20 protein-coding genes are annotated in these 19,778 nt (G+C 34.1%); 13 read left to right on the forward strand and 7 right to left on the reverse strand.

What is annotated here, in order from left to right:
• Window positions 1-192 precede the first annotated feature (192 nt).
• The 7 genes from CEF14_RS04825 to CEF14_RS04855 all read left to right on the forward strand — a co-directional run bounded on the left by CEF14_RS04825 (window position 193) and on the right by CEF14_RS04855 (window position 6,153).
• Window positions 193-822 (forward strand): hypothetical protein, encoded by a 630-nt coding sequence (locus tag CEF14_RS04825; RefSeq protein ID WP_102691808.1) that lies wholly within the window; start codon window positions 193-195, stop codon window positions 820-822.
• 149 nt (window positions 823-971) lie between these two features.
• Entirely contained in the window at window positions 972-1,493 is a 522-nt protein-coding gene (gene lepB, locus CEF14_RS04830; protein WP_102691809.1) for a signal peptidase I, read from the forward strand.
• Window positions 1,494-1,615: 122 nt separating this feature from the next.
• Complete coding sequence (locus CEF14_RS04835) at window positions 1,616-2,122, forward strand: YusW family protein (RefSeq protein ID WP_102691810.1); 507 nt, start codon at window positions 1,616-1,618, stop codon at window positions 2,120-2,122.
• Between the two features lie 205 nt (window positions 2,123-2,327).
• On the forward strand, window positions 2,328-3,641 hold the full coding sequence (locus CEF14_RS04840) for an SPFH domain-containing protein (RefSeq protein ID WP_102691811.1): 1,314 nt from the start codon (window positions 2,328-2,330) through the stop codon (window positions 3,639-3,641).
• A gap of 12 nt (window positions 3,642-3,653) precedes the next feature.
• Entirely contained in the window at window positions 3,654-4,745 is a 1,092-nt protein-coding gene (locus tag CEF14_RS04845; RefSeq protein WP_102691812.1) for a TFIIB-type zinc ribbon-containing protein, read from the forward strand.
• Between the two features lie 230 nt (window positions 4,746-4,975).
• Window positions 4,976-5,491, forward strand: coding sequence for a general stress protein (locus CEF14_RS19205; RefSeq protein WP_102694295.1), 516 nt, complete (start codon window positions 4,976-4,978; stop codon window positions 5,489-5,491).
• A gap of 47 nt (window positions 5,492-5,538) precedes the next feature.
• Window positions 5,539-6,153: an HAD family hydrolase gene (locus CEF14_RS04855; protein WP_102691813.1), complete on the forward strand. Its 615-nt coding sequence runs from the start codon at window positions 5,539-5,541 to the stop codon at window positions 6,151-6,153.
• A gap of 265 nt (window positions 6,154-6,418) precedes the next feature.
• Here the strand turns inward: CEF14_RS04855 and CEF14_RS04860 are convergent, their stop codons facing one another.
• Complete coding sequence (locus CEF14_RS04860; protein ID WP_102691814.1) at window positions 6,419-6,733, reverse strand: YbjQ family protein; 315 nt, start codon at window positions 6,731-6,733, stop codon at window positions 6,419-6,421.
• A gap of 246 nt (window positions 6,734-6,979) precedes the next feature.
• Between CEF14_RS04860 and CEF14_RS04865 the strand changes: the two genes are divergently transcribed.
• Window positions 6,980-7,645, forward strand: coding sequence for an HAD family hydrolase (locus CEF14_RS04865; protein ID WP_102691815.1), 666 nt, complete (start codon window positions 6,980-6,982; stop codon window positions 7,643-7,645).
• Between the two features lie 90 nt (window positions 7,646-7,735).
• Here CEF14_RS04865 and CEF14_RS04870 read toward each other — a convergent pair whose 3' ends face one another.
• Window positions 7,736-9,016 (reverse strand): dicarboxylate/amino acid:cation symporter, encoded by a 1,281-nt coding sequence (locus CEF14_RS04870; RefSeq protein WP_102691816.1) that lies wholly within the window; start codon window positions 9,014-9,016, stop codon window positions 7,736-7,738.
• Between the two features lie 264 nt (window positions 9,017-9,280).
• The gene (locus CEF14_RS04875; RefSeq protein ID WP_102691817.1) at window positions 9,281-10,327 is read right to left on the reverse strand and encodes a DctP family TRAP transporter solute-binding subunit; all 1,047 of its coding nucleotides are present in this window, start codon (window positions 10,325-10,327) and stop codon (window positions 9,281-9,283) included.
• Between the two features lie 111 nt (window positions 10,328-10,438).
• Here CEF14_RS04875 and CEF14_RS04880 point away from each other — a divergent pair, with 111 nt between their 5' ends.
• The 5 genes from CEF14_RS04880 (at window position 10,439) to CEF14_RS04910 (ending at window position 15,543) form a co-directional block, all read left to right on the forward strand.
• Window positions 10,439-12,013, forward strand: coding sequence for an ATP-binding protein (locus tag CEF14_RS04880; RefSeq protein WP_102694296.1), 1,575 nt, complete (start codon window positions 10,439-10,441; stop codon window positions 12,011-12,013).
• 15 nt (window positions 12,014-12,028) lie between these two features.
• Complete coding sequence (locus CEF14_RS04885) at window positions 12,029-12,715, forward strand: response regulator (protein WP_102691818.1); 687 nt, start codon at window positions 12,029-12,031, stop codon at window positions 12,713-12,715.
• Between the two features lie 36 nt (window positions 12,716-12,751).
• Window positions 12,752-13,270: a GrpB family protein gene (locus CEF14_RS04890; protein WP_102691819.1), complete on the forward strand. Its 519-nt coding sequence runs from the start codon at window positions 12,752-12,754 to the stop codon at window positions 13,268-13,270.
• Window positions 13,271-13,463: 193 nt separating this feature from the next.
• A complete protein-coding gene (locus CEF14_RS04895) occupies window positions 13,464-13,874 on the forward strand; it encodes a hypothetical protein (protein ID WP_102691820.1) in 411 nt (136 codons plus the stop codon).
• A gap of 1,072 nt (window positions 13,875-14,946) precedes the next feature.
• On the forward strand, window positions 14,947-15,543 hold the full coding sequence (locus CEF14_RS04910; RefSeq protein ID WP_102691823.1) for a tetratricopeptide repeat protein: 597 nt from the start codon (window positions 14,947-14,949) through the stop codon (window positions 15,541-15,543).
• Window positions 15,544-16,037: 494 nt separating this feature from the next.
• Here CEF14_RS04910 and CEF14_RS18935 read toward each other — a convergent pair whose 3' ends face one another.
• The 4 genes from CEF14_RS18935 to menB form a co-directional block, all read right to left on the reverse strand.
• Window positions 16,038-16,247, reverse strand: a complete 210-nt coding sequence (locus CEF14_RS18935) for a hypothetical protein (RefSeq protein WP_102691824.1) — start codon at window positions 16,245-16,247, stop codon at window positions 16,038-16,040.
• Between the two features lie 297 nt (window positions 16,248-16,544).
• Window positions 16,545-17,291: an SDR family NAD(P)-dependent oxidoreductase gene (locus tag CEF14_RS04920; RefSeq protein ID WP_102691825.1), complete on the reverse strand. Its 747-nt coding sequence runs from the start codon at window positions 17,289-17,291 to the stop codon at window positions 16,545-16,547.
• Window positions 17,288-18,916 carry an AMP-binding protein gene (locus CEF14_RS04925; protein ID WP_102691826.1) on the reverse strand — a complete coding sequence of 543 codons (1,629 nt, stop codon included), beginning with the start codon at window positions 18,914-18,916 and terminating at the stop codon, window positions 17,288-17,290. Before CEF14_RS04925 ends, CEF14_RS04920 begins: the two co-directional genes overlap by 4 nt.
• Window positions 18,906-19,772: a 1,4-dihydroxy-2-naphthoyl-CoA synthase gene (gene menB, locus CEF14_RS04930; RefSeq protein WP_102691827.1), complete on the reverse strand. Its 867-nt coding sequence runs from the start codon at window positions 19,770-19,772 to the stop codon at window positions 18,906-18,908. The genes CEF14_RS04925 and menB overlap by 11 nt, the downstream gene beginning before the upstream one ends.
• Window positions 19,773-19,778: the final 6 nt, after the last annotated feature.

Consider the following 19,778-nt stretch of genomic DNA (forward strand, 5'->3'; position numbering starts at 1 on the left):
TCAAAAAGTATACCCCTATTCATTGCCCAAACTAAAGGACGTTGTTAAGATAGAAGTAATGATGGTTAATCCACCATTTTATCCCGCATTAACGGGCAGTAAGATCTCTTCCTTCAAAATACATGAAGATAAGTGGGAGTCTGGAAGTCCGAATGTGGTGAAGTTTCACTTTATTAGTATTGGAGAATTGTTATGAATATTTTAAGACTTTTAATTTTTTACCTAATCGCGTTGGGAATAGGTGCCATTTTTATTTGGCTGAAAGTACCAACTAATTTTTCGGTTGCCTTTTTTACGATTCTTGCTGTGGCAATAATAGGTTATTATGCTTTTATAATGACCTCATCTAAAAATACAAAAGCAATACTTCGTCAAGCGCGTTACCAAAAAAGCAATCCAACCTATGCTTATGCTTTTGCCATTAAAGATGGTACAAAAGAAGATGAAATCGAAGCACTCGATCGTCTGATTAAAAAATATAAAAATCAACCCGATGGACTGAGTGATTATCAATTTAAACGTGCCGTTCGTTTAGGAGATCTTGCTAGTGCTGGAGAAATTGTCAATTCAATGAAAAATGGTCCGCTTAAAACGTATAATATGGCATATTTTGAAGCGTTATTAGGAAAATACGGTAAAGCAAGAAATCATCCGTTTCTTCAATCTTGGATGTCACATTCAATAGAAGCAGTTATAGCTAAAAAGCAACATAAACTCGATCGCTATAAAGAAGAAATGCAACAAGCGATTGAACAATCGAAAGGGATTCAACGATTGATGAATCAAGTAACGTATGAGAAAACGCTCAAGGAATGGAAATAAACTTTTAAATGGAAACCTGCATTCTTAATTGGATGCAGGTTTTTTGAATGATGTTAAAAAGGAAAAAAATTCTATTATTATCTAGTGATAATAGTAAATGTTTACTATAATAAAAACAAATCATTTTATAGAGACTAGGCGAGTGATTTATGGAGAAGTATTCGGGTTTGTTAAAGGATTTACGAAAATTTATTGTGACAATGATCGTGATGATCTGTTTCGTAATTAGCTTTCGTGCAGTTATTTCACCTGAGATAGTCATTGGAGATAGTATGGAAAACAGCTTACATGAAGGAGATTATCTAATTTCAAATAAACTTGCATATAAGTATGAAACTCCACAGTACAACGATATTGTGAGTTTCGATGCAGAACTTGTAGCTGGACATGATTTATTTATTAAACGAGTGATAGGCTTACCTGGCGATCATATTCAGATAAAAAACAATGTGCTTTATCGGAATGATAAAAAAGTTAATGAGCCTTATATGAAAGAACCTATGAAAACAAATGATTTAGACATAAAGATCGCAAAGAATGAAATTTTTGTCATGGGAGACAATCGTAATCATTCAATGGATTCTAGAGATTTTGGCCCCATTAATTATCATAAAGAAGTGCTTTCAAGAGTGTTGTTTCGATTAAAGCCATTAAATCAAAATTTTAAATAGATTGGCTAACCGATAGAAGCAGTATGTAGCATGCTGCTTTTTTGTTTTTCATTGAATTCTATTTGAATGATTGTTTTTGAACAGGGAATGCTATTCGTAAATAGAAGAAAGGAGATTCTAAAATGAAGAAATGGTCATCTTATATAGCTGTAATAATCCTATCCATTATTTTAGTAGGATGTGGAAGCGGAAATAAGTCTGATAATGCATCAAATGTAAAAACAGATGTACCAACTTCAGAAGGCAGTGCCTATGATTCAACACATCGATCAACTAATACAACAAAAACAATTGATAATACGCAAAACAAAGCATTTAACTTTTCAGAATTCAAATTAGACGTCGACTACGGAGCAAATCACTCTTTTGAGGTTAATTTTGAAAATAGAAATAATGGAGCAGATGTGTCAATTGAAGATGAACGAAAAAATCAGAAAATGGAAGGTAATAATGCTTATACGCAACTTGAACACTATTTTAAAAAGTTAACAATTGACGCCTCCACTCCAGATGAAGAAGTGAAAAAACAAATTATTAATGTTTTTAATATTGATAATTCTTATAAAACAATTGATTTAGAAGTAAAATATTCGGATGGTATGGAAAAGAAATATAGATTTACACACTAGAACGATATGTTACGAAATACAGTTACAGTAGATCAATAAAACGGTGTTCAACAGCGAACGCCGTTTTATTTTTTGTCAGGAAGGTTCATTTAATTCGAACTGAGTTTGAAACCTTTTTTAAAATAAAACGTATAAAAAGTAGGATTATTTTCTATATTTCCATAATGATAGAATAAAAATTTTTACATAAAAGGATGCGATACTAATGGGCTTATTAAAAGCAGGAATAGGCGCTGCAAAAGGCGTGTTAGAAGATCAATGGCGTGATTATTTTTATTGTGAAGGGCTTTCGAAAGAAGTGTTGGTCACTAAAGGTGTCAAGCGTAAAACAAAACGTGGAGCAAACAGAGGGAATGACAATATTATTTCGAATGGTTCTATTATTGCTGTAAATGAAGGCCAATGTATGATGATTGTAGAGCAAGGAAAGGTCGTTGAAGTTAGTGCTGAGGCAGGCGAGTATGTATATGATACTTCAACAGAACCTAGCATCTTCTTTGAGGGGGATTTCAAAGAAAATATTCTACAAACATTTAAGGAAATTGGTAAGCGGTTTACATTTGGCGGAGAACCACCTAAGGATCAACGAATTTATTATTTTAATACAAAAGAAATTATGGGCAATAAATATGGTACGCCAAGTCCTGTTCCTTTCCGAGTAATTGACCAAAATATCGGATTAGATATCGATATTTCTATCCGCTGTCATGGAGAATATTCCTATCGAATTATCAATCCACTATTATTTTATAAAAATGTTTGTGGGAATGTTGAATACGATTTTCATCGTGATGAAATTGATAGTCAATTAAAAACAGAATTAATGACTGCTTTGCAACCAGCATTCGCTAAAATTTCAGCATCTGGTGTTCGTTATAGTGAAATTCCAGCGCATACCATCGAAATAGCATCTGCGTTAAACCAAGTATTATCTGAGAAATGGTTAGAATCTCGTGGTATTGCTGTTGGTACATTTGGTATTAACTCACTGAAAGCTTCTGAAGAAGATGAAGCAATGATCAAACAATTACAAAAGAATGCGATTTTCCGTAATCCATCTATGGGAGCTGCTCAAATTACAGGGGCACAGGCAGATGCAATGGTTAAAGCAGCTGAAAATGAAAATGGTGCATTAGGTGGGTTTATGGGGATGAACATGGCTACACAAGCTGGCGGTGTAAATGCAGCACAGCTATATCAAATGGCTGCACAACAAAATCAACAAGTCCCACAAAATCAACCATCATCGGACAATAGCTGGAGATGTGCTTGCGGTCAGATAAATACAGGAAAATTCTGTTCAAACTGTGGAACTCAAAAACCAAAAAATGATGGTTGGACATGTACTTGTGGTTCGTTAAACAAAGGAAAATTCTGTTCAAATTGTGGTACTAAAAAACCGGAAGGAACACCAACCTACGTTTGTGACAAATGTGGTTGGAAACCAGCAAATCCTCTAAATCCACCAAAATTCTGTCCTGAATGTGGAGACATTTTTGATGATCATGACAAACGATAGGAGGAGTATTCGGTGACTGAAGATCTTAAGAATACAAAACTTGATTTTGATGCTGAATGCCCTTCTTGTGGAGCTTCAATAGAATTTAACCCTAAAAACGGTAAGTTAACTTGCCCGTATTGTGGATATGAAAAAGAAATTGCTAAACCTGAAGAGGAGAAAGACAAAGTAGCTCAGGAAATGGATTTTTACTCTGCGGAGAAACGAGGCAATTTTGACTGGGGTGTTGAAAAGAAAACCGTAACTTGCAGTGAATGTGGATCCGTAACGATCTATGATGCATTGCAAGTTGCAGATACTTGCCCTTATTGTGGGTCTCATCAAGTGATGGAAGCAGCTACTGTTGATACACTTGCTCCAAATGGTGTTTGCACATTTGAAGTAACTGATAAAGAAGCAGGGGCCAATTTTCAAACTTGGATAAAAGGAAGATGGTTTACGCCTCGTGCCGCCAAATCAAGTGCGAAACCAAGTGCGTTTAAAGGTGTCTATCTACCCTATTGGACATTTGATACGAAAACAGGGTCCCATTATACAGTAGATTATGGTATTAACCGTGTCGTGAGAGACAGAGACGGAGATACATATGTCGAAACAGATTGGTATACGACTTCCGGTTTTTATCAAGAATTCATCGATGATCAATTAGTAAGTGCAACAACTCGTTATGATCTCGATATAATGAGAAAAATAGAACCATTCAATTTATTGAATAATAAATCCTATAAACCTGAATATGCTTCTGGATTTCTGGCAGAACGTTATAGTATAGGTTTAGATGATGGATGGAAAATTGCACAGCAAGATATTAAGGAAAATATTCGGCAACAAATTGCATCCAAAATTCGTTTTGAATATGGAGCAGATCAAATTGGAAGTATTCAGTTCTCCACTACATATGATGACATCACCTATAAATACTTGATGTTACCAATTTGGTTATCCTCCTTTCAGTATAAAAACAAAGTCTATCAGTTTATGGTAAATGGTCAAACCGGTAAAGTCGGTGGTCGGGCGCCTATATCTCCTATAAGAGTTGCTATTGCAGTAATTCTTGCATGTGCTATTTTAGCGATTTTTGGATACTACTATGAACATTCATAAATAATAAGATAGTAAAAAAGACGGTCTTCACCGTCTTTTTTAAATATTCTACTACAAATCGTTCACGTTTCCATTCTCATATGAAACAATAGAAAGAGTGATTAGAAAAGTGATTATAAGAGATCACGCTAATCACATTATTAATAGATAGACGTTGAGTGAAAAATTAAAACATAAGATCAACAAAAAGATTTAGATATACATAGATCGATTAAGAGGAGGTAATAATGTTGAAAAAGATACTGGAAAAACGATTATCTTATTTATATTTAGGTGAATTGTCCTCAATCGTCGTTTTTGTTTTTGTTAGTTATTTATTTAATTATGCATACCCCAACCTACAATTGTATTCACTCTATTCATTTTGGCTATCATTTATCCTCTTAGAGTGTCTTTTACTACAAGGAACGATTTATTGGTTTGTGAAATTAAAAAGGCTAAGAAACGAGATTACGTCAATCACACCAATTAGCATTGTTCGATCATTATATTTTTTTAAAAAGCTGAATATAGCAATGTTTATAGCCGCCATAATTGCATTTATTTTTGACATCTTTGATCGGTACCCCTCCGTACCATTAGATGGGTTGTCAATTACATTTTTTATTTATATCTTTGCAATTTTAGAGTTTATCAACTACTTTTACATTCAACTCTCATACGATAATATCTCTGACATTAAATATTTATTAAAACGAAAAAAATTAAAAAAATCCTGTATGAATAAAGATTTTAAACGAATTTAATAGATATTCTTTAGAAAAAGACATTTCAGGAGATGGAGTACATATTAATGGATAGCATTATTTTTGATTTAGATGGAACTATTTGGGATTCTATTGAAACGGTGCTACTTGCTTGGAATACTATATTTGAAGATCAGCAAGTAGGGAAGAAGTTAACAAGAAAAGATTTAGAAGGTACTATGGGACTTCAACTGGACGGCATAAGTAGAAAGTTATTTCCAAACTTAGATTTAAACACTCGAACCAAAATAATTAAACAGTGCTTTGAGATTGAAGGTAAATATATAGAAGAGCACGGTGGAATTCTTTATGAAAGCGTGGAAGATGTACTAAATAAACTTTCTAAAAAATATAAACTTTTTATTGTTAGCAATTGTCAACAGGGATATATGGAGGGGTTTTTTAATTTTCATAAACTACAAAATTACTTTTTAGATTATGAAATCCCAGGTAGAACGGGTCTTTCAAAAGGAGATAATATCAAACTAATCATCGAAAGAAATAACCTTTCAAAACCTGTTTATGTTGGAGATACAGAAGGGGACCTAAAGGCGTCCAGGTACGCCGGTATCCCTTTTGTATACGCAAAGTACGGATTTGGAAATGTAAGTGAATATGATCAAGTTACTGAGAAATTTGATGACCTTTTAGAACTATTCTAAAGAATACGAACAAAATAAGGATGTGTTTTCCTAAAAACGTGAATTAGGTCAACATATCCTTGACTCCTTTCGCATGTAAATTAACTCAAAATCAGTAACCCTTTATACTACATTGCAAATATACAAAATATACAACGGTTGTTTATCATACAGTTCGAGTATGAGGAATTCCACCGCATATTTCTCAAAATAGGTGGTCCCTATTTTTAAAGAGGTTTATCAAATTCGTATGCATGTAAAACAGAGGTATCTATCAAACTAACGATTATTGATAAGTTACTGCTGTACCTGTTGCTACACACATTAACATGCCATCGCGAATCGTTTCGAAATCTAAATCGACACCTATGACAGCGTTAGCTCCTATTTTTTCTGCACGTTCGATCATTTCTGCGATTGCTATTTCACGACCTTCGGCTAATTTTCCCTCATAGGCGGAGCTACGACCTCCAATGACATCCGTTATGGAAGCGAAGATATCACGCACAATATTGGCCCCCATAATCGCTTCCCCCGTAACGATTCCATGATAGGTTAGAACTCTTTTGCCATCAAGACTGTTTGTTGTGGTTACTAACATTTCATCATCTCCCTTAGCAAATTTTCCACCTAATCACTATTGTATTTTAAAAACCGACGAAAAATGTTTGACGGATAAAATTAAATAACTAAAATGAACTTTTTTGTTTTGTTATGCGGTAGGATTGTTTGGTTTTGTGTTTTTGATTATTATATAAGAGGATTTTTGCAATATGTATAGAATGTTTTAGGAGTATGAAAACAATATCTTACATTTTGAATGTTTTATACATAGAGGAGCGATTGGATGATCAAAGCTGTTATTTTTGATTTTGATGGATTAATATTCGATACAGAGACCTATGAATTGGAGTCGTATCAAAGTATTTATAAAAAATACAATGTAGAATTTCCGTTGGAAAGATGGCATGAGTCAATTGGCACCAATTTTGTTTTTGACCCTTATGAAAGACTATTAACTTGTCATGCGAATTTAAACAAGGAAGAAATCATTAAAGAAAGGACAGCGATATTTGATCAATCCATTCTAGAGAAATCTCCTCGAGAAGGTGTCATTCAATACTTCGAACAAGCAAAAAATCTTGGGTTAAAGGTTGCACTTGCATCAAGTTCAACAAGTAAGTGGATTTACAGATTTTTAGAACTTTTGGATTTAGAAAGGTTTTTTGATTTAATATTGACTGCAGATGATGTGAGTGAAGTAAAGCCGAATCCTGAACTTTATTTAAGAGTATTAGAGTATTTTGCTATTCAGCCAAATGAAGCAGTTGTCTTTGAAGATTCTCCAAATGGCTCACTTGCAGCTATTCGTGCTAATATTCCATGTGTTGTGGTACCGAATACTGCAACTCGAAATTTAGATTTTGATCATCAAGTGGTAATGAAAATTAATTCAATGGAGGAAATCGAACTTTCTGAACTGCTTCAACAGTTAAAGTTAAGGCATAACTAGTACAATAAAAAACCACCCGCAACGAGGAAAGCGGGTGGTTATATCGAAAGTCATTGTCGAGGAGATCGAGATCCTTAATGACGTTCTGCCTTAATGATTATGTGCATGTTGATGTGCAATAGCAATTTCTTCTTCTAATTCTTTATGCTTAGCAGGATCATATTCTTTTTCCATTTTTGCAATTACGACTGTAGCAACTGAGTTGCCAATAATGTTTGTAATGGCGCGAGCTTCGGACATGAAGCGGTCAACACCGATAAGCAATGCAATTCCTGATACTGGAATCATCGGGAATGCAGTGATAGTTGCAGCTAAAGTAATAAAGCCTGAACCAGTTACCCCAGCAGCACCTTTTGATGTAATCATCAAAATTCCAAGTAAGTAAATTTGTTGCCATAATGATAAGTCAACATGATAGGCTTGAGCAATGAACATTGCTGCCATTGATAAATAGATCGACGTACCATCTAAGTTAAATGAATAACCAGTTGGAACAACTAAACCAACCACTTGCTTTGAGCATCCGAATTTTTCAAGTTTTTGCATAATAGAAGGTAATGCTGATTCTGATGATGAAGTACCAAGTACGACGAATAATTCATCTTTGATATAAGCTATGAACTTTAAAATGTTAAATCCAAAGAATTTTGCGATTAACCCTAATACGATTACAACGAATAAAAACATTGTAATGTAAACGGATGCCATTAGTAAACCTAATGATTTTAATGAACCTAAACCAAAATTACCAATTGTAAATGCCATAGCACCAAATGCTCCGATAGGAGATAATTTCATGACCATTCCGATAATTTTGAAGAAGATCTCTGAAACTTGTTCGCAAAGTTTAATGACTGGTTTTACAGGATCACCAATTGATGCAGCGGCTACCCCAAATAGAATTGCACAAAATAGGACTGGCAACAATTCGCCGTTTGCAAGTGAACCAAAGAAATTATCAGGAATAATATTCGAGATAAATGCTACAAACCCATGATCAGATTCAGCAGCTTGTTTTGTAAATTGTGCGATGTCTCCACCTTTAACATGTGAAGTATCTAAACCCTTACCTGGTTGAATGATGTGAACAACAACTAAACCAATCGCTAAAGCAATTGATGAAACAATTTCAAAGTAAATAAGTGCTTTACCACCGATTGTACCCACTTTTTTCAAGTTGCCCATTCCGCCAATACCCGTAACAACTGTTAGGAAGATAATTGGAGCAATTAGCATTTTAATGAGTTTAATAAAGATATCTGCTAAAACTTTTAATTGAGCACCGAAACTAGGGAATAGGACACCAACGATAATCCCTAGAATAATTGCACAAATAACTTGAACAGTTAAGTTTTTAAAGTTAATTCTCATAATCATACCCTCTTTGTGTGAAGTTTATTATTTAGTTCGTTTTGTTATCGCTTACATTGACCATGATACTCTATCGAAAATGAAAACGATTATTATGGTGATAAAACTCTTTTTGGTCATTTTGGTCATAGATGTTTAATGGCTACTTAAATGAATCGCAAAGCCAGTCATAGCGCAGAATAAGAAAAAACCGAGAATAAATTCTCGGTTTAAAAAATTTTTAGATAATTTAAGAATTAAGTTCTTTTTGTACTAATACAGATATTAATAACTCATCTCGGATTGGATTTCTTTTAAGAAGACGGAACCGATTTCATCCTTGTAGGATGTATATAACGGTTGGAATTTCTGCTCCCATCTTTTCTGTTCTGCAACAGATAGGGGAGATATATCGATATTCGGTTCTTTTTCTAATTTTTCTAAGTCAACCTTATTCATCTTTTTAGCTGTTTTAAAATTCCATTCTGTCGCTTCACTCATAGCCTCTGTTACATCTTCTTGTAGTTCTGGTGAGAGACTATTCCAAAAGTCTTCATTCATCAATACAGCATACCCCAATAACCCATGATTCGATAAGGTAATATGGTTTTGAACTTTATAAAAACCTTTTGAATAGATATTTGAAATGGTATTTTCTTGTGCATCAATTTCATGATTTTCGATTTCGGAATACAATTCATCAAATGAAGTGGTGATTGAACTTGCGCCAAGTATTTCAAATTGAGATTGTAGTACGTTGCTAGGCATAGCACGAACTTTCAAGTTTTGAAAGTCTTCTAACCTTACTAATGGTTTTTTCTCCGAAATCATTTGTTTAAAGCCATTATTCCAGAAAGCAAGACCTTTTATATTTGCATGATTTAATTGGTTCAGTAATTGTTCACCGACACGACCATCTAATATTTTCTTTACATCTTCATCTGTATGGAATAAGTACGGTAAATCTAATACTTGCCAAGAGGGGATTACTTTAGTCATTTTAGAGAAAGTTGGCGCGATCATCTGTACATCTCCATTTTGTAATGCTTTCAATTCGTTATCATCGTTATATAGCATGCCATTTGGATAGATAATGACATGGATACGACCATTTGTCTTTTGCTCTAAAAGTTCAGCAAATTTAATCGCTGTACGTCCCTTTGGTGTATCTTCTGCAACGACATGACTAAAGTTGATCACAATTTGTTTATTTAGGCCTTGCTGTTCATCATCCACCGGTAACGTTGCTGTTTGCCAAAATTGCTGCTTATAGCCGATGGCACCAAGAAGCAGCACAATTGTTAAAATGGCGGTTGTAATATAAACTTTCATGCAATCACCAACATTCTGACATTTTCTTTCTATTCTAACATAATATCAAGTGATACAATATTCGTATACTAACAGATTGGAGGAAGAACGGTGAAAGGGAAGCATCTGTCGATGAATGGCAAAATCATGTCGCTCACCTTCTTCATCATTGTATTTTCATTTTTAGTAGCAGGAATTTTTGTTTTAGGTAATATTCTGTCTACAAAGGAAAAAGAATTAGGGAATCAAGCAATGCTTATTGCACGAACGGTTGCGAAACTTCCAGAAGTACAAAAAGAGCTTTCAACAGATAAAAAACCTATAGATCAAGCAAAGGTGATCAATGAAACCATAGAGGGCATACGAATTATTAACAAAGCAGAATATATTGTTGTGCTAAATATGGATCATATCCGTTTATCTCATCCTGTAAAAGCCTTAATCGGTAAGAAATCGAATACGAGCGATGAAAATGCCGCTTTTGCTGAACATTATTACTTATCGAAAGCAAAAGGTGAAGTCGGAAAAACGATCCGTGCTTTTGTACCGATTATGAATGAAAAACACCAACAAGTGGGCGTTGTGATTGTCGGATACAGTCTACCAACAATAGTAGAAATTTTATATAGTATTCGTAAAGAAATATTAGTTGCAACGTTATTATCACTCTTATTCGGTGCCTGGGGCGCTTGGATGCTCGGTAGAAACATGAAAAAACAGATGTTTGATTTAGAACCACATGAAATTGCAAAGCTCTATACAGAACGTACAGAAACGTTTAATGCGATGCATGAGGGGATTATAGCGATTGATAATGATTTTACGGTCACTATTTTCAATACTAAAGCGAAACAAATATTAGGGGTCGATCAGCAAGACTTAATCGGTAAAAAAATCTATGATATTTTACCAGATACTCGTTTACCTGAGATATTAGATTATAATCAACCTATCTATAACAAAGAATTATTTATCAACCAGCATAACATTATGAGTAATCGTGTACCCATTGAAGTAGATGGTGAAACAGTTGGTGCCATTGCTATTTTCCAAGACCGAACTGAAGTGAAAAAGCTTGCTGAAGAACTTACAGGTGTGAAAGAATTTGTGCAGGCATTACGAATTCAAAATCACGAACATAAAAACAAAATTCATACAATTGCTGGATTATTACAGTTGGGCCATTATCAACAGGCATTGTCTTATATTGAAGAAGTCAAAGAAAAACAAGATGAGATTGCTAATTTTTTAAATGATCGTATTAAGAATCAAAACATCTCTGGACTTTTGCTAAGTAAGATTAATCACGGAAAAGAACTAGGCATAGATGTTGAAATTGATATGAATAGTCAACTGACTTATTTACCAGATCAGCTAGACTTTAATGATTTTGTCGTTATTATTGGGAATTTAATCGAAAATGCTTTTGATGCACTTCAGTTAATCAACAAAGACGATAAGAAAGTTCTCATTAGTATTGATCAAGATGAGGAGACGTTATCTATCCTAGTCGAAGATAACGGTGTTGGTATGTCTGATGAAGTGATTTCGCGTATCTTCGCAAATGGTTTTACCACAAAGAGAAATGAAAACCATGGCATAGGCCTTTATTTAATTCAAGACATTGTCAAAAAGTTAGATGGTACAATTGATGTAACAAGTTCCCCAGGTGAAGGGACAAGTGTGTTTGTTACGTTTTATTTATAAAAGGGGATGAATGATATGCAACCGATTCAAGTGCTATTAGTCGAAGATGATCCAATGGTTCGACAAGTGAATCGTCAATTTATCGAACAGGTAGCTGGATATCATTTAATTGGTACAGCCAAGAATGGTGTGGAAGGTATTCAACAAATTAAACAGCTAAAACCAGATCTTGTCTTTATGGATATTTTCATGCCAGAACAAGACGGTATCGAGACGTTAAAAAAGATTCGAGAGAAAGGTCTTAAAGTCGATGTGATTGCTGTAACCGCAGCAAATGATATCAAAACCATTCAGAAAATGCTCCAACTTGGTGTATTTGATTACATTATGAAGCCATTTTCATTTGATCGTATGAAGCATACATTACAAAATTATCGACACTTTAAAGCAAAGATCGATGAAAAGAATGAGATGACTCAAAGTGAGCTCGATACGCTTTTACACAAACAAAAAAGCTCACCTCAAAATTCAGATGACCATTTACCAAAAGGTCTGAATGCTGCAACACTTGAGAAAATTGTTTCATTTATCGGTACGCAAGAGGCATCCGTTTCTGCTGAGGAAGTGGCAAATGGTGTTGGCCTTGCTCGCGTAACTGCTCGTCGTTATTTAGATTACCTTGAAAAACAAAATAAGGTAAAAATAGATATTCAGTATGGAGGCGTCGGAAGACCTGTTAATCAGTATCGATTGATTCATTAGTAGAAGTTAAGAGAAATTGGAAATGGAGATGAAATGATGCGAGAAGTGAAGGTTGTTCCTTACAATGAAAAATGGCCAGAAATGTTTGATGCAGAAGCGGAGAATTTACGAAAGTTATTACAAGAGGAGATCATTGAAGTTTACCATATTGGTAGTACAGCAATACCTGATATGCCAGCAAAACCAATTATTGATGTTCTTGTGGAAGTAAAGAACATTCATCGGATTGATGATTTCACGGAGCGGCTTGCTGTAAATGGATATAGAGCCTTTGGTGAGAATGGAATACCAGGTAGACGTTTTTTTATTAAAGGAACATTATCAAATCGTACACATCATATTCATATGTTCCAAACTGGAGATCATGAAATTGATAGACATTTAGCCTTTCGTGATTTTCTTATCGCAAATCATCATGAAGCACTACAATATGGTGCTTTAAAGAAAAAATTAGCACAAGAAAATCCGGTTGATATCGAGAAGTACATACAAGGAAAACATGATTTTATCCAAACAATCGATAAAATGGCCGCTGAATGGAAAAAATTCGTTTAGGGTACCTTTAGTATTATTTGTTAACCTAATTGCTCTATGGCTATAGTTACAATTTAACTGATAAAAGCAACCATATTTTCCGGTTGCTTTTATTGTTGCCGAAAAATTCAAATATTTTTGTGCTTTAAATGTTTTTAAAGCATATAAATAGGGAATAGTGTGTTGTAGAAACAAAGGACAGGGGGGTTCGCAATTGATATTTGTTTTTATCACACTTATTTTATCTTTAGCCTTGATCCCATTAGTATTAATCGATATGAGAATCAAGGTATCAGAAACGCAGTTTGATTTAGCAATTCGTTCATTGGAATTACCAGACGAAACACAAACAGGCAAAGCACAAAAACATATGAATACTAAACAACGATTATCTCAACTGAAATTATTAAACTGGAATATAATTCAAACAAAATTAAACCGTAAATATCTAACAACAGTAAAAAAAATACTTATTGGCGGATATTCATTCATTTTAGAAAATAGCAGTTCAGTAAAGCGTAAAATGGTAGAAACGTGGAACAAAATGCAACATATAAGCAAATCAAAAAAAGCTCGGCAAAATCATAACACAAACAATCAAACAACTCGTTCGGCAAAACGCTAAAAACTTCAGTGATCAAGGCTGAAGTTTTTTTATGCGTAAAATTTGTGGATTTCTTAGAAAAAATCTCAAATATCTCACTATTTAAAGTATACTTATTGAGTGAAACGTAACTTCCTAGAATTTATATTATGTAAACTAAAAAGAATTTAAAAAAAGAGTTTGTTCCCTATACTCAAAAATGTTAAATCAAATCTTCAGTTTTATATATTAATGAAATGAGTACTTAACTCAATAATAATATCATTAACTCTTAAATTGTGTTTCTTGGCAAATTCTTTGACTTGTTCTAGCAGTATTTTATTGTATGTTGTTTTAAATTGAATTCGATCTTTGGTTCTTATTCCTTTATTATTTAATACAATCTGTTGTTGGCTAAGTAAATTTTTCAATCCATTTTCAATTATAAAATTTAAATGAACATCCTTTTCTGCACCTATTATTTTTAAGTGATCAAGAATTGATCGTTAATCAAATTACACAAACGTATGTTCTGATATTCAAGAAAAGAGCATTTTTTTCAAATTATAATGCAAAAGTAAAATGAAAATGGAAGAATAATGTAATATTAGTTGTTTAATCATAAAAAACAGTACAAATTTGTACTGTTTTTAAATAGTATGGTTTGTAATTTTCTAAAACTGATAAATATCCCGTTTTACATAAAAGCCCCACCATCTACAACGATCACTTAACTTGATATGTAGCATTCATTTTGTGAAACTAAATAACGAAAACAGCTGAAGCAATTTCAAAGGTTTACCCATGCGATCATGGAATTGATGGTTTGTGTCATATGGTACACCTTTTGTAATACCTGTTTTAGTTGCGCCTGGAGCAATTGAAGGACTTAAATAAATTATAGAACATTTGTTCTGTCGTGCTAAATGAAGCATTTTCAATAGATAATAATTAATTAAGAATAATATAAAAATGCTTAAAATAAAGTAAAAAGATTTATTTTTATTAAAAATGCTATTTTTTAATCGATAGAACAAATGTTCTATTTATATATTTCCCCTATTTTACTCAAATAATATATAATAGGTTCATCCACTTAGAAAGGTTGAGAATTATGTCAAATGTTGAAAAAATGATTAATCATGCGCTTGAATTAAGACGTGCAGGACAATATGATCAAGCTTTAAATATGTATACAGCTGCCATTCAAGTTGAACCGTCTAATAGTAATTTATATCGAGGTATTGGAAAAATTGCTTATCTTATGGGAGAAAGTAAACTTGCTGTATCTGCTTATCTCGCTGCGCTACATATTGAAATTGCCAAAATTGAACATTTTGGTTTAAACGAAGATACACAAAAAATGTATGATCAATTACCAGAAGCGCTTACAAATGATCTACCTGTAAAAGGTGCTTTTATCCTTTATTATGATACCAACACTTTAAGACACTTAGCACATGCAATTGCTGATTTTGACGAAAATGCATTAAGTCAAGAGCCTGAATTAGTCGCATATAAAGAAATTTACACAGCACATCTTAAAGGTGATCAGGATCTAGCAGAGATTTTAGCCATTTATAATCGTGATGAAGACGATTATACACATCAAGAATCCACTTTCTATATTCAAATCGGAAAGGAACTTGCACTTGCATGGATTAAATGGGATCACCTCGCAAGTTTAGATGTAGGGCATTTGTATTTTTAAAGATCGTATAATATAAATTAAAGTCTTAAGAATGCATTTAGAGTTATAGCAAAACAAAATTATTTGCTATAACTTTTTTGTTCTCACGATCATTTTACAATTTACTTCTAAAAATACTGTATTAGAATTTACATGTGATTGTCGTTTTATTTTATCAACTAACTTTTATTTATGATGATCTTACAGAACATTTAGTGAGTTATAATCTGTTATTCGTCAATTGTTATTGGATGACTTCTGGTGTATCGGGGATTTTAATCGGAGCATATATAAGACGAAAATGTCGCTCACTTTTTTAACTAAGGATGAAAGTGCTCCCTATCTCCGAACTGATGTTTAATTTTAGTTTACATAATTATATTATGTAATGGCAGATATTAAATATAATCGGAAAATAAAAAGCGTATGGGAAATTCCGCATACGCTTCTCTTGCACAAGTGAATTATGCTATTCACTTGTGCTTATAAGTTTTCTCGATTTAGCATTATAAATCTTATATCCTACTCCAAACTCGATCCTTTGTAACAGTAACCTCACAATAATATGGAACCGTCCTACCATAGGCATCCAGTTCAGGGATATCCCTGAAATCAAATTCTTCATCTGTATCCTTCATTTCAAACGATGCTTCACTGGAACGCCCAAATGAACTTATTTCAATAACGCAATTTCCTTTTACAACATCATATTCTTTAAAGATCATATATTTAAGGCTTGGGATGGTGATTACTAATAATAATCCACCTGATCCTCATGCAAGAACCGCTTTAAATGTATCGGAAAATGTAAATTCTTTTTCGATATACATGAAATAAACAAAAAAATACTGATAAATAATAATATCAAACCTATTGCTAATAAACGATAATACATTTATATCCTCATCTTTATATCTAACCGTATTTCCTTATATTAAGATGCCGTTTTTTGGTATCATTATTTTAATGCTAAACTAGGCCATGTTTGTTTTTCTTATGTTCTATTTACTTCCCTTAGTTCATTAAACCATCGATAGTCCACCATTTACAGAAAGAGTTTGGCCTGTTATATATTCGGCTTCGTCGGATGCTAAGAAAGCTACTGCATTTGCAATATCTGATGGTTTGGCTAATCGTCTAAATGGAATCGCTTTTACTAACGCAGTTGCAATCCCTTCGTTGTACTCCCCGATTTCTTTAAATAATGGAGTATCAGCAGGTCCTGGTGCAATGCTGTTAATATTGATTTTATGACGTGCCATTTCACGTGCCAGCGTTTTCGTAAAAGCAATAACTCCGCCTTTTGCTGCAGAATACACCGCTTCCCCACTTGATCCTACTCGACCAGAATCAGATGCGATATTGACTACTTTGCCATATCCATTTTCAATCATAAGTGGCAAGATCGTTTTACATGTATGAATTTGTCCCATCAGATTAATAGATAAAATAAGTTCCCATGTTGAAGGTTCACTTTTCAAAAATGGCTCAATTTTATCCCAACCAGCATTATTGATTAACACATCAATTTTCCCAAGATGCTTTACCGTATTTTGTACGGCCGCTTCTACACTTTCTAATTTCGTCACATCACATAGAACTGCTTCTGCTGTCCCACCAAGTTCCTTAATTTGTGAAACTGTCTCAGTGGCATTTTCCAGATGAACATCTGTCACAGCCACTGATAAGCCATTTTGAGCTAACTTTAAAGCAATTTCTCGTCCAATTCCTCTACCCGCACCCGTAACAAATGCTACTCTTTTTGTCATATAGAATAACCTCCAATGATTTCTCTTAATTTAAACTTTTGAATTTTACCACTTGGTGTTCGAGGAAATTCCTCAAATAATTCTAACCGCTCTGGCCAATATTGTTTAGCAACACCTTTTTCTTCTAAAAATTGTTGCATTTCTTCAAAAGTCAATTCGGGAGCATTAGGTTTTAAACAAATACAAGCACATGCTTTTTCTTGTAATCGCGGATCTGGCATAGCAACGACTTGAGCCGCAAAAATATCAGGATGCTCATATAAAACATTCTCAATATAAGCTACTGGAATGTTCTCACCGCCACGCAAAATAATATCTTTATTTCGACCGGTAATTCTGATATAACCATCTTCATCCATAATTGCACGATCTCCAGTGATAAACCAATCGCCATGATATTCAGCACGAGTTTCTTCAATTTGCTTATAATACCCAACAAATAGAGCCGGGCCTTTAACAAGTAAATTTCCTTCTGTATTAGGACTGACTTCATCGAAATAGGCATCAACTACTTTTACAAACATATGAGGGAAGGGTGCACCATCTGTACCTGTTAGCTTCTCTTCAGCATCGTGTAACTTCGTTAACGTGACAAGACCATTTTCAGTTTGTCCCCATCCAGATAGAATGTTAAACTTTACAAGGTTTGCTGCTTCTTTGACAAGAATCCTAGGAATCGGTGCCCCAAGAGCCACAAATGCGCGTAGTGAATCCAAATTATACTTTTTAATATGTGGACACTGAATGGTATCTTGTAAAAATGGTGTAGCTCCTGCTGTATAGGTAATTTTTTCTTTTTCTACAAGTTGTAAAAACTCTTCCGGATTCCAAACATCCTGATATACTGCTGTCCCGCCGTGATGAGTCGGAAGTCGTACACCATAACCAAAACCAGTTTGATGCGCGAAAGTAGAAGCCATGAACATGACATCATCACTTGTTAGTTGTAAATGATCAATCCAATAATCTGTAGATACACATAAAGTATTATGTGTATGCATAACACCCTTTGGTTTACCTGTGGTACCAGATGTAAAGATAATTTCCGTAACATCATTTGGATCAAGTTCAATTTCATCTAGCTCTGCAACATTTCGTTTTTCTTCCCAAGGCGTATCAAATAAATAGCTAATTGGTTTCATCGAATCTGGCACATTTTCTCCAATCACAAATACATGTTGTAAAAATGGCCATTGATGTCTTAAATCAGAAACCATTTTTGTATAATCAAAATTTCTAAATTCGTCTGGAATGACGATCATTTTCGATTCAACGAGTCCAACCATATACGAAATTTCGCGTTCTCGATAAATTGGGATCAGAGGGTTAGTGATGGCTCCTATTCGAGTAATGGCATAATGCAGAATGATAAATTCATTCCAATTTGGTAATTGTATCGAAACAACATCATTCTTTTGAATACCAAGTTCTAATAAACCGAGGGCAACACGATCTACTATTTTGCCGAGTTCTGCATAGGTATAACGCGTGTTTTTATCAATGATGGCAACTTTATTTGGATGTTTTTCAATGGCTTCTTGGAGGTAATTTAAAATCGTCTTTTGAGGCCAAATGGTCTGATTTTCTGCAATATACGATTCTTTTAGAGCCAAATCAATTTTCATAGTGCTCCCCCTCGTTTACTCGAAACTTTTTAAAGTTAACAGGACGTTTTTCAAGAAATGCCTCTTTTCCTTCATACGATTCTTTTGTGTTATAAAACATAGCAAGGCTTCCCATCGATAACTGAGAAATACCTTGGATGCTCGCACTATCCGCATTAAATGAATACTTTAGCATTTTAATAGCAGTTGGGCTTTTCTCAAGAATTTTACGAGCCCATTCTTCAGCGGCATTTTGCAACTCATCAGCTGGGACTACTTTATTGACTAAGCCCATCTCTTTGCATTCCTGTGCAGTGTATTGCTCACATAAATACCAAATTTCACGTGCTTTCTTTTCGCCAACAATTCTTGCTAAATAGGCAGAACCAAAACCTGCATCATAACTTCCGACTTTTGGACCGCTTTGCCCAAATTTTGCTGTATCTGCAGCAATCGTTAAATCACATATAACATGTAAGACGTGCCCCCCACCAATTGCAAAGCCATTTACTGCAGCAATAACAGGTTTAGGAATATTACGGATGGTTTGATGAAGCGATTCAATTTCTAAACCAATTCCACCTCCTAAACCTCCATTGTAGTTATAGCCACCCTCAGAACTTTTCTGTTTTTGGTCACCGCCTACGCAAAATGCCTTCTCTCCAGCACCTGTTAGAATAACTGCTCCGATCCGATTATCATCCCAAGCATCTCGAAACGCCCATATTAGCTCTTGAATAGTTTGAGCACGAAAAGCATTATAAACTTGTGGACGGTTAATAGTGATTTTGGCAATTCCATCTATTTTGTCATATAAAATATCTGTTAACTGTGTGATGTCACCATTTGTAAGAACATAATTTGTTGCTTGACTCATGCATAA

This window comes from Rummeliibacillus pycnus (assembly GCF_002884495.1).
In the GTDB taxonomy this organism is placed as follows: domain Bacteria; phylum Bacillota; class Bacilli; order Bacillales_A; family Planococcaceae; genus Rummeliibacillus; species Rummeliibacillus pycnus.

Excerpts from the sequence above, each read along its gene's own strand:
- CEF14_RS04825 (WP_102691808.1), top strand. The coding sequence starts at position 193 with ATGAATATTTTAAGACTTTTAATTTTTTACCTAATCGCGTTGGGAATA.
- lepB (WP_102691809.1), top strand. The coding sequence starts at position 972 with ATGGAGAAGTATTCGGGTTTGTTAAAGGATTTACGAAAATTTATTGTG.
- CEF14_RS04835 (WP_102691810.1), top strand. The coding sequence starts at position 1,616 with ATGAAGAAATGGTCATCTTATATAGCTGTAATAATCCTATCCATTATT.
- CEF14_RS04840 (WP_102691811.1), top strand. The coding sequence starts at position 2,328 with ATGGGCTTATTAAAAGCAGGAATAGGCGCTGCAAAAGGCGTGTTAGAA.
- CEF14_RS04855 (WP_102691813.1), top strand. The coding sequence starts at position 5,539 with ATGGATAGCATTATTTTTGATTTAGATGGAACTATTTGGGATTCTATT.
- CEF14_RS04860 (WP_102691814.1), bottom strand. The coding sequence starts at position 6,733 with ATGTTAGTAACCACAACAAACAGTCTTGATGGCAAAAGAGTTCTAACC.
- CEF14_RS04865 (WP_102691815.1), top strand. The coding sequence starts at position 6,980 with ATGATCAAAGCTGTTATTTTTGATTTTGATGGATTAATATTCGATACA.
- CEF14_RS04870 (WP_102691816.1), bottom strand. The coding sequence starts at position 9,016 with ATGAGAATTAACTTTAAAAACTTAACTGTTCAAGTTATTTGTGCAATT.
- CEF14_RS04875 (WP_102691817.1), bottom strand. The coding sequence starts at position 10,327 with ATGAAAGTTTATATTACAACCGCCATTTTAACAATTGTGCTGCTTCTT.
- CEF14_RS04880 (WP_102694296.1), top strand. The coding sequence starts at position 10,439 with ATGAATGGCAAAATCATGTCGCTCACCTTCTTCATCATTGTATTTTCA.
- CEF14_RS04885 (WP_102691818.1), top strand. The coding sequence starts at position 12,029 with ATGCAACCGATTCAAGTGCTATTAGTCGAAGATGATCCAATGGTTCGA.
- CEF14_RS04890 (WP_102691819.1), top strand. The coding sequence starts at position 12,752 with ATGCGAGAAGTGAAGGTTGTTCCTTACAATGAAAAATGGCCAGAAATG.
- CEF14_RS04910 (WP_102691823.1), top strand. The coding sequence starts at position 14,947 with ATGTCAAATGTTGAAAAAATGATTAATCATGCGCTTGAATTAAGACGT.
- CEF14_RS18935 (WP_102691824.1), bottom strand. The coding sequence starts at position 16,247 with ATGATCTTTAAAGAATATGATGTTGTAAAAGGAAATTGCGTTATTGAA.
- CEF14_RS04920 (WP_102691825.1), bottom strand. The coding sequence starts at position 17,291 with ATGACAAAAAGAGTAGCATTTGTTACGGGTGCGGGTAGAGGAATTGGA.
- CEF14_RS04925 (WP_102691826.1), bottom strand. The coding sequence starts at position 18,916 with ATGAAAATTGATTTGGCTCTAAAAGAATCGTATATTGCAGAAAATCAG.
- menB (WP_102691827.1), bottom strand. The coding sequence starts at position 19,772 with ATGAGTCAAGCAACAAATTATGTTCTTACAAATGGTGACATCACACAG.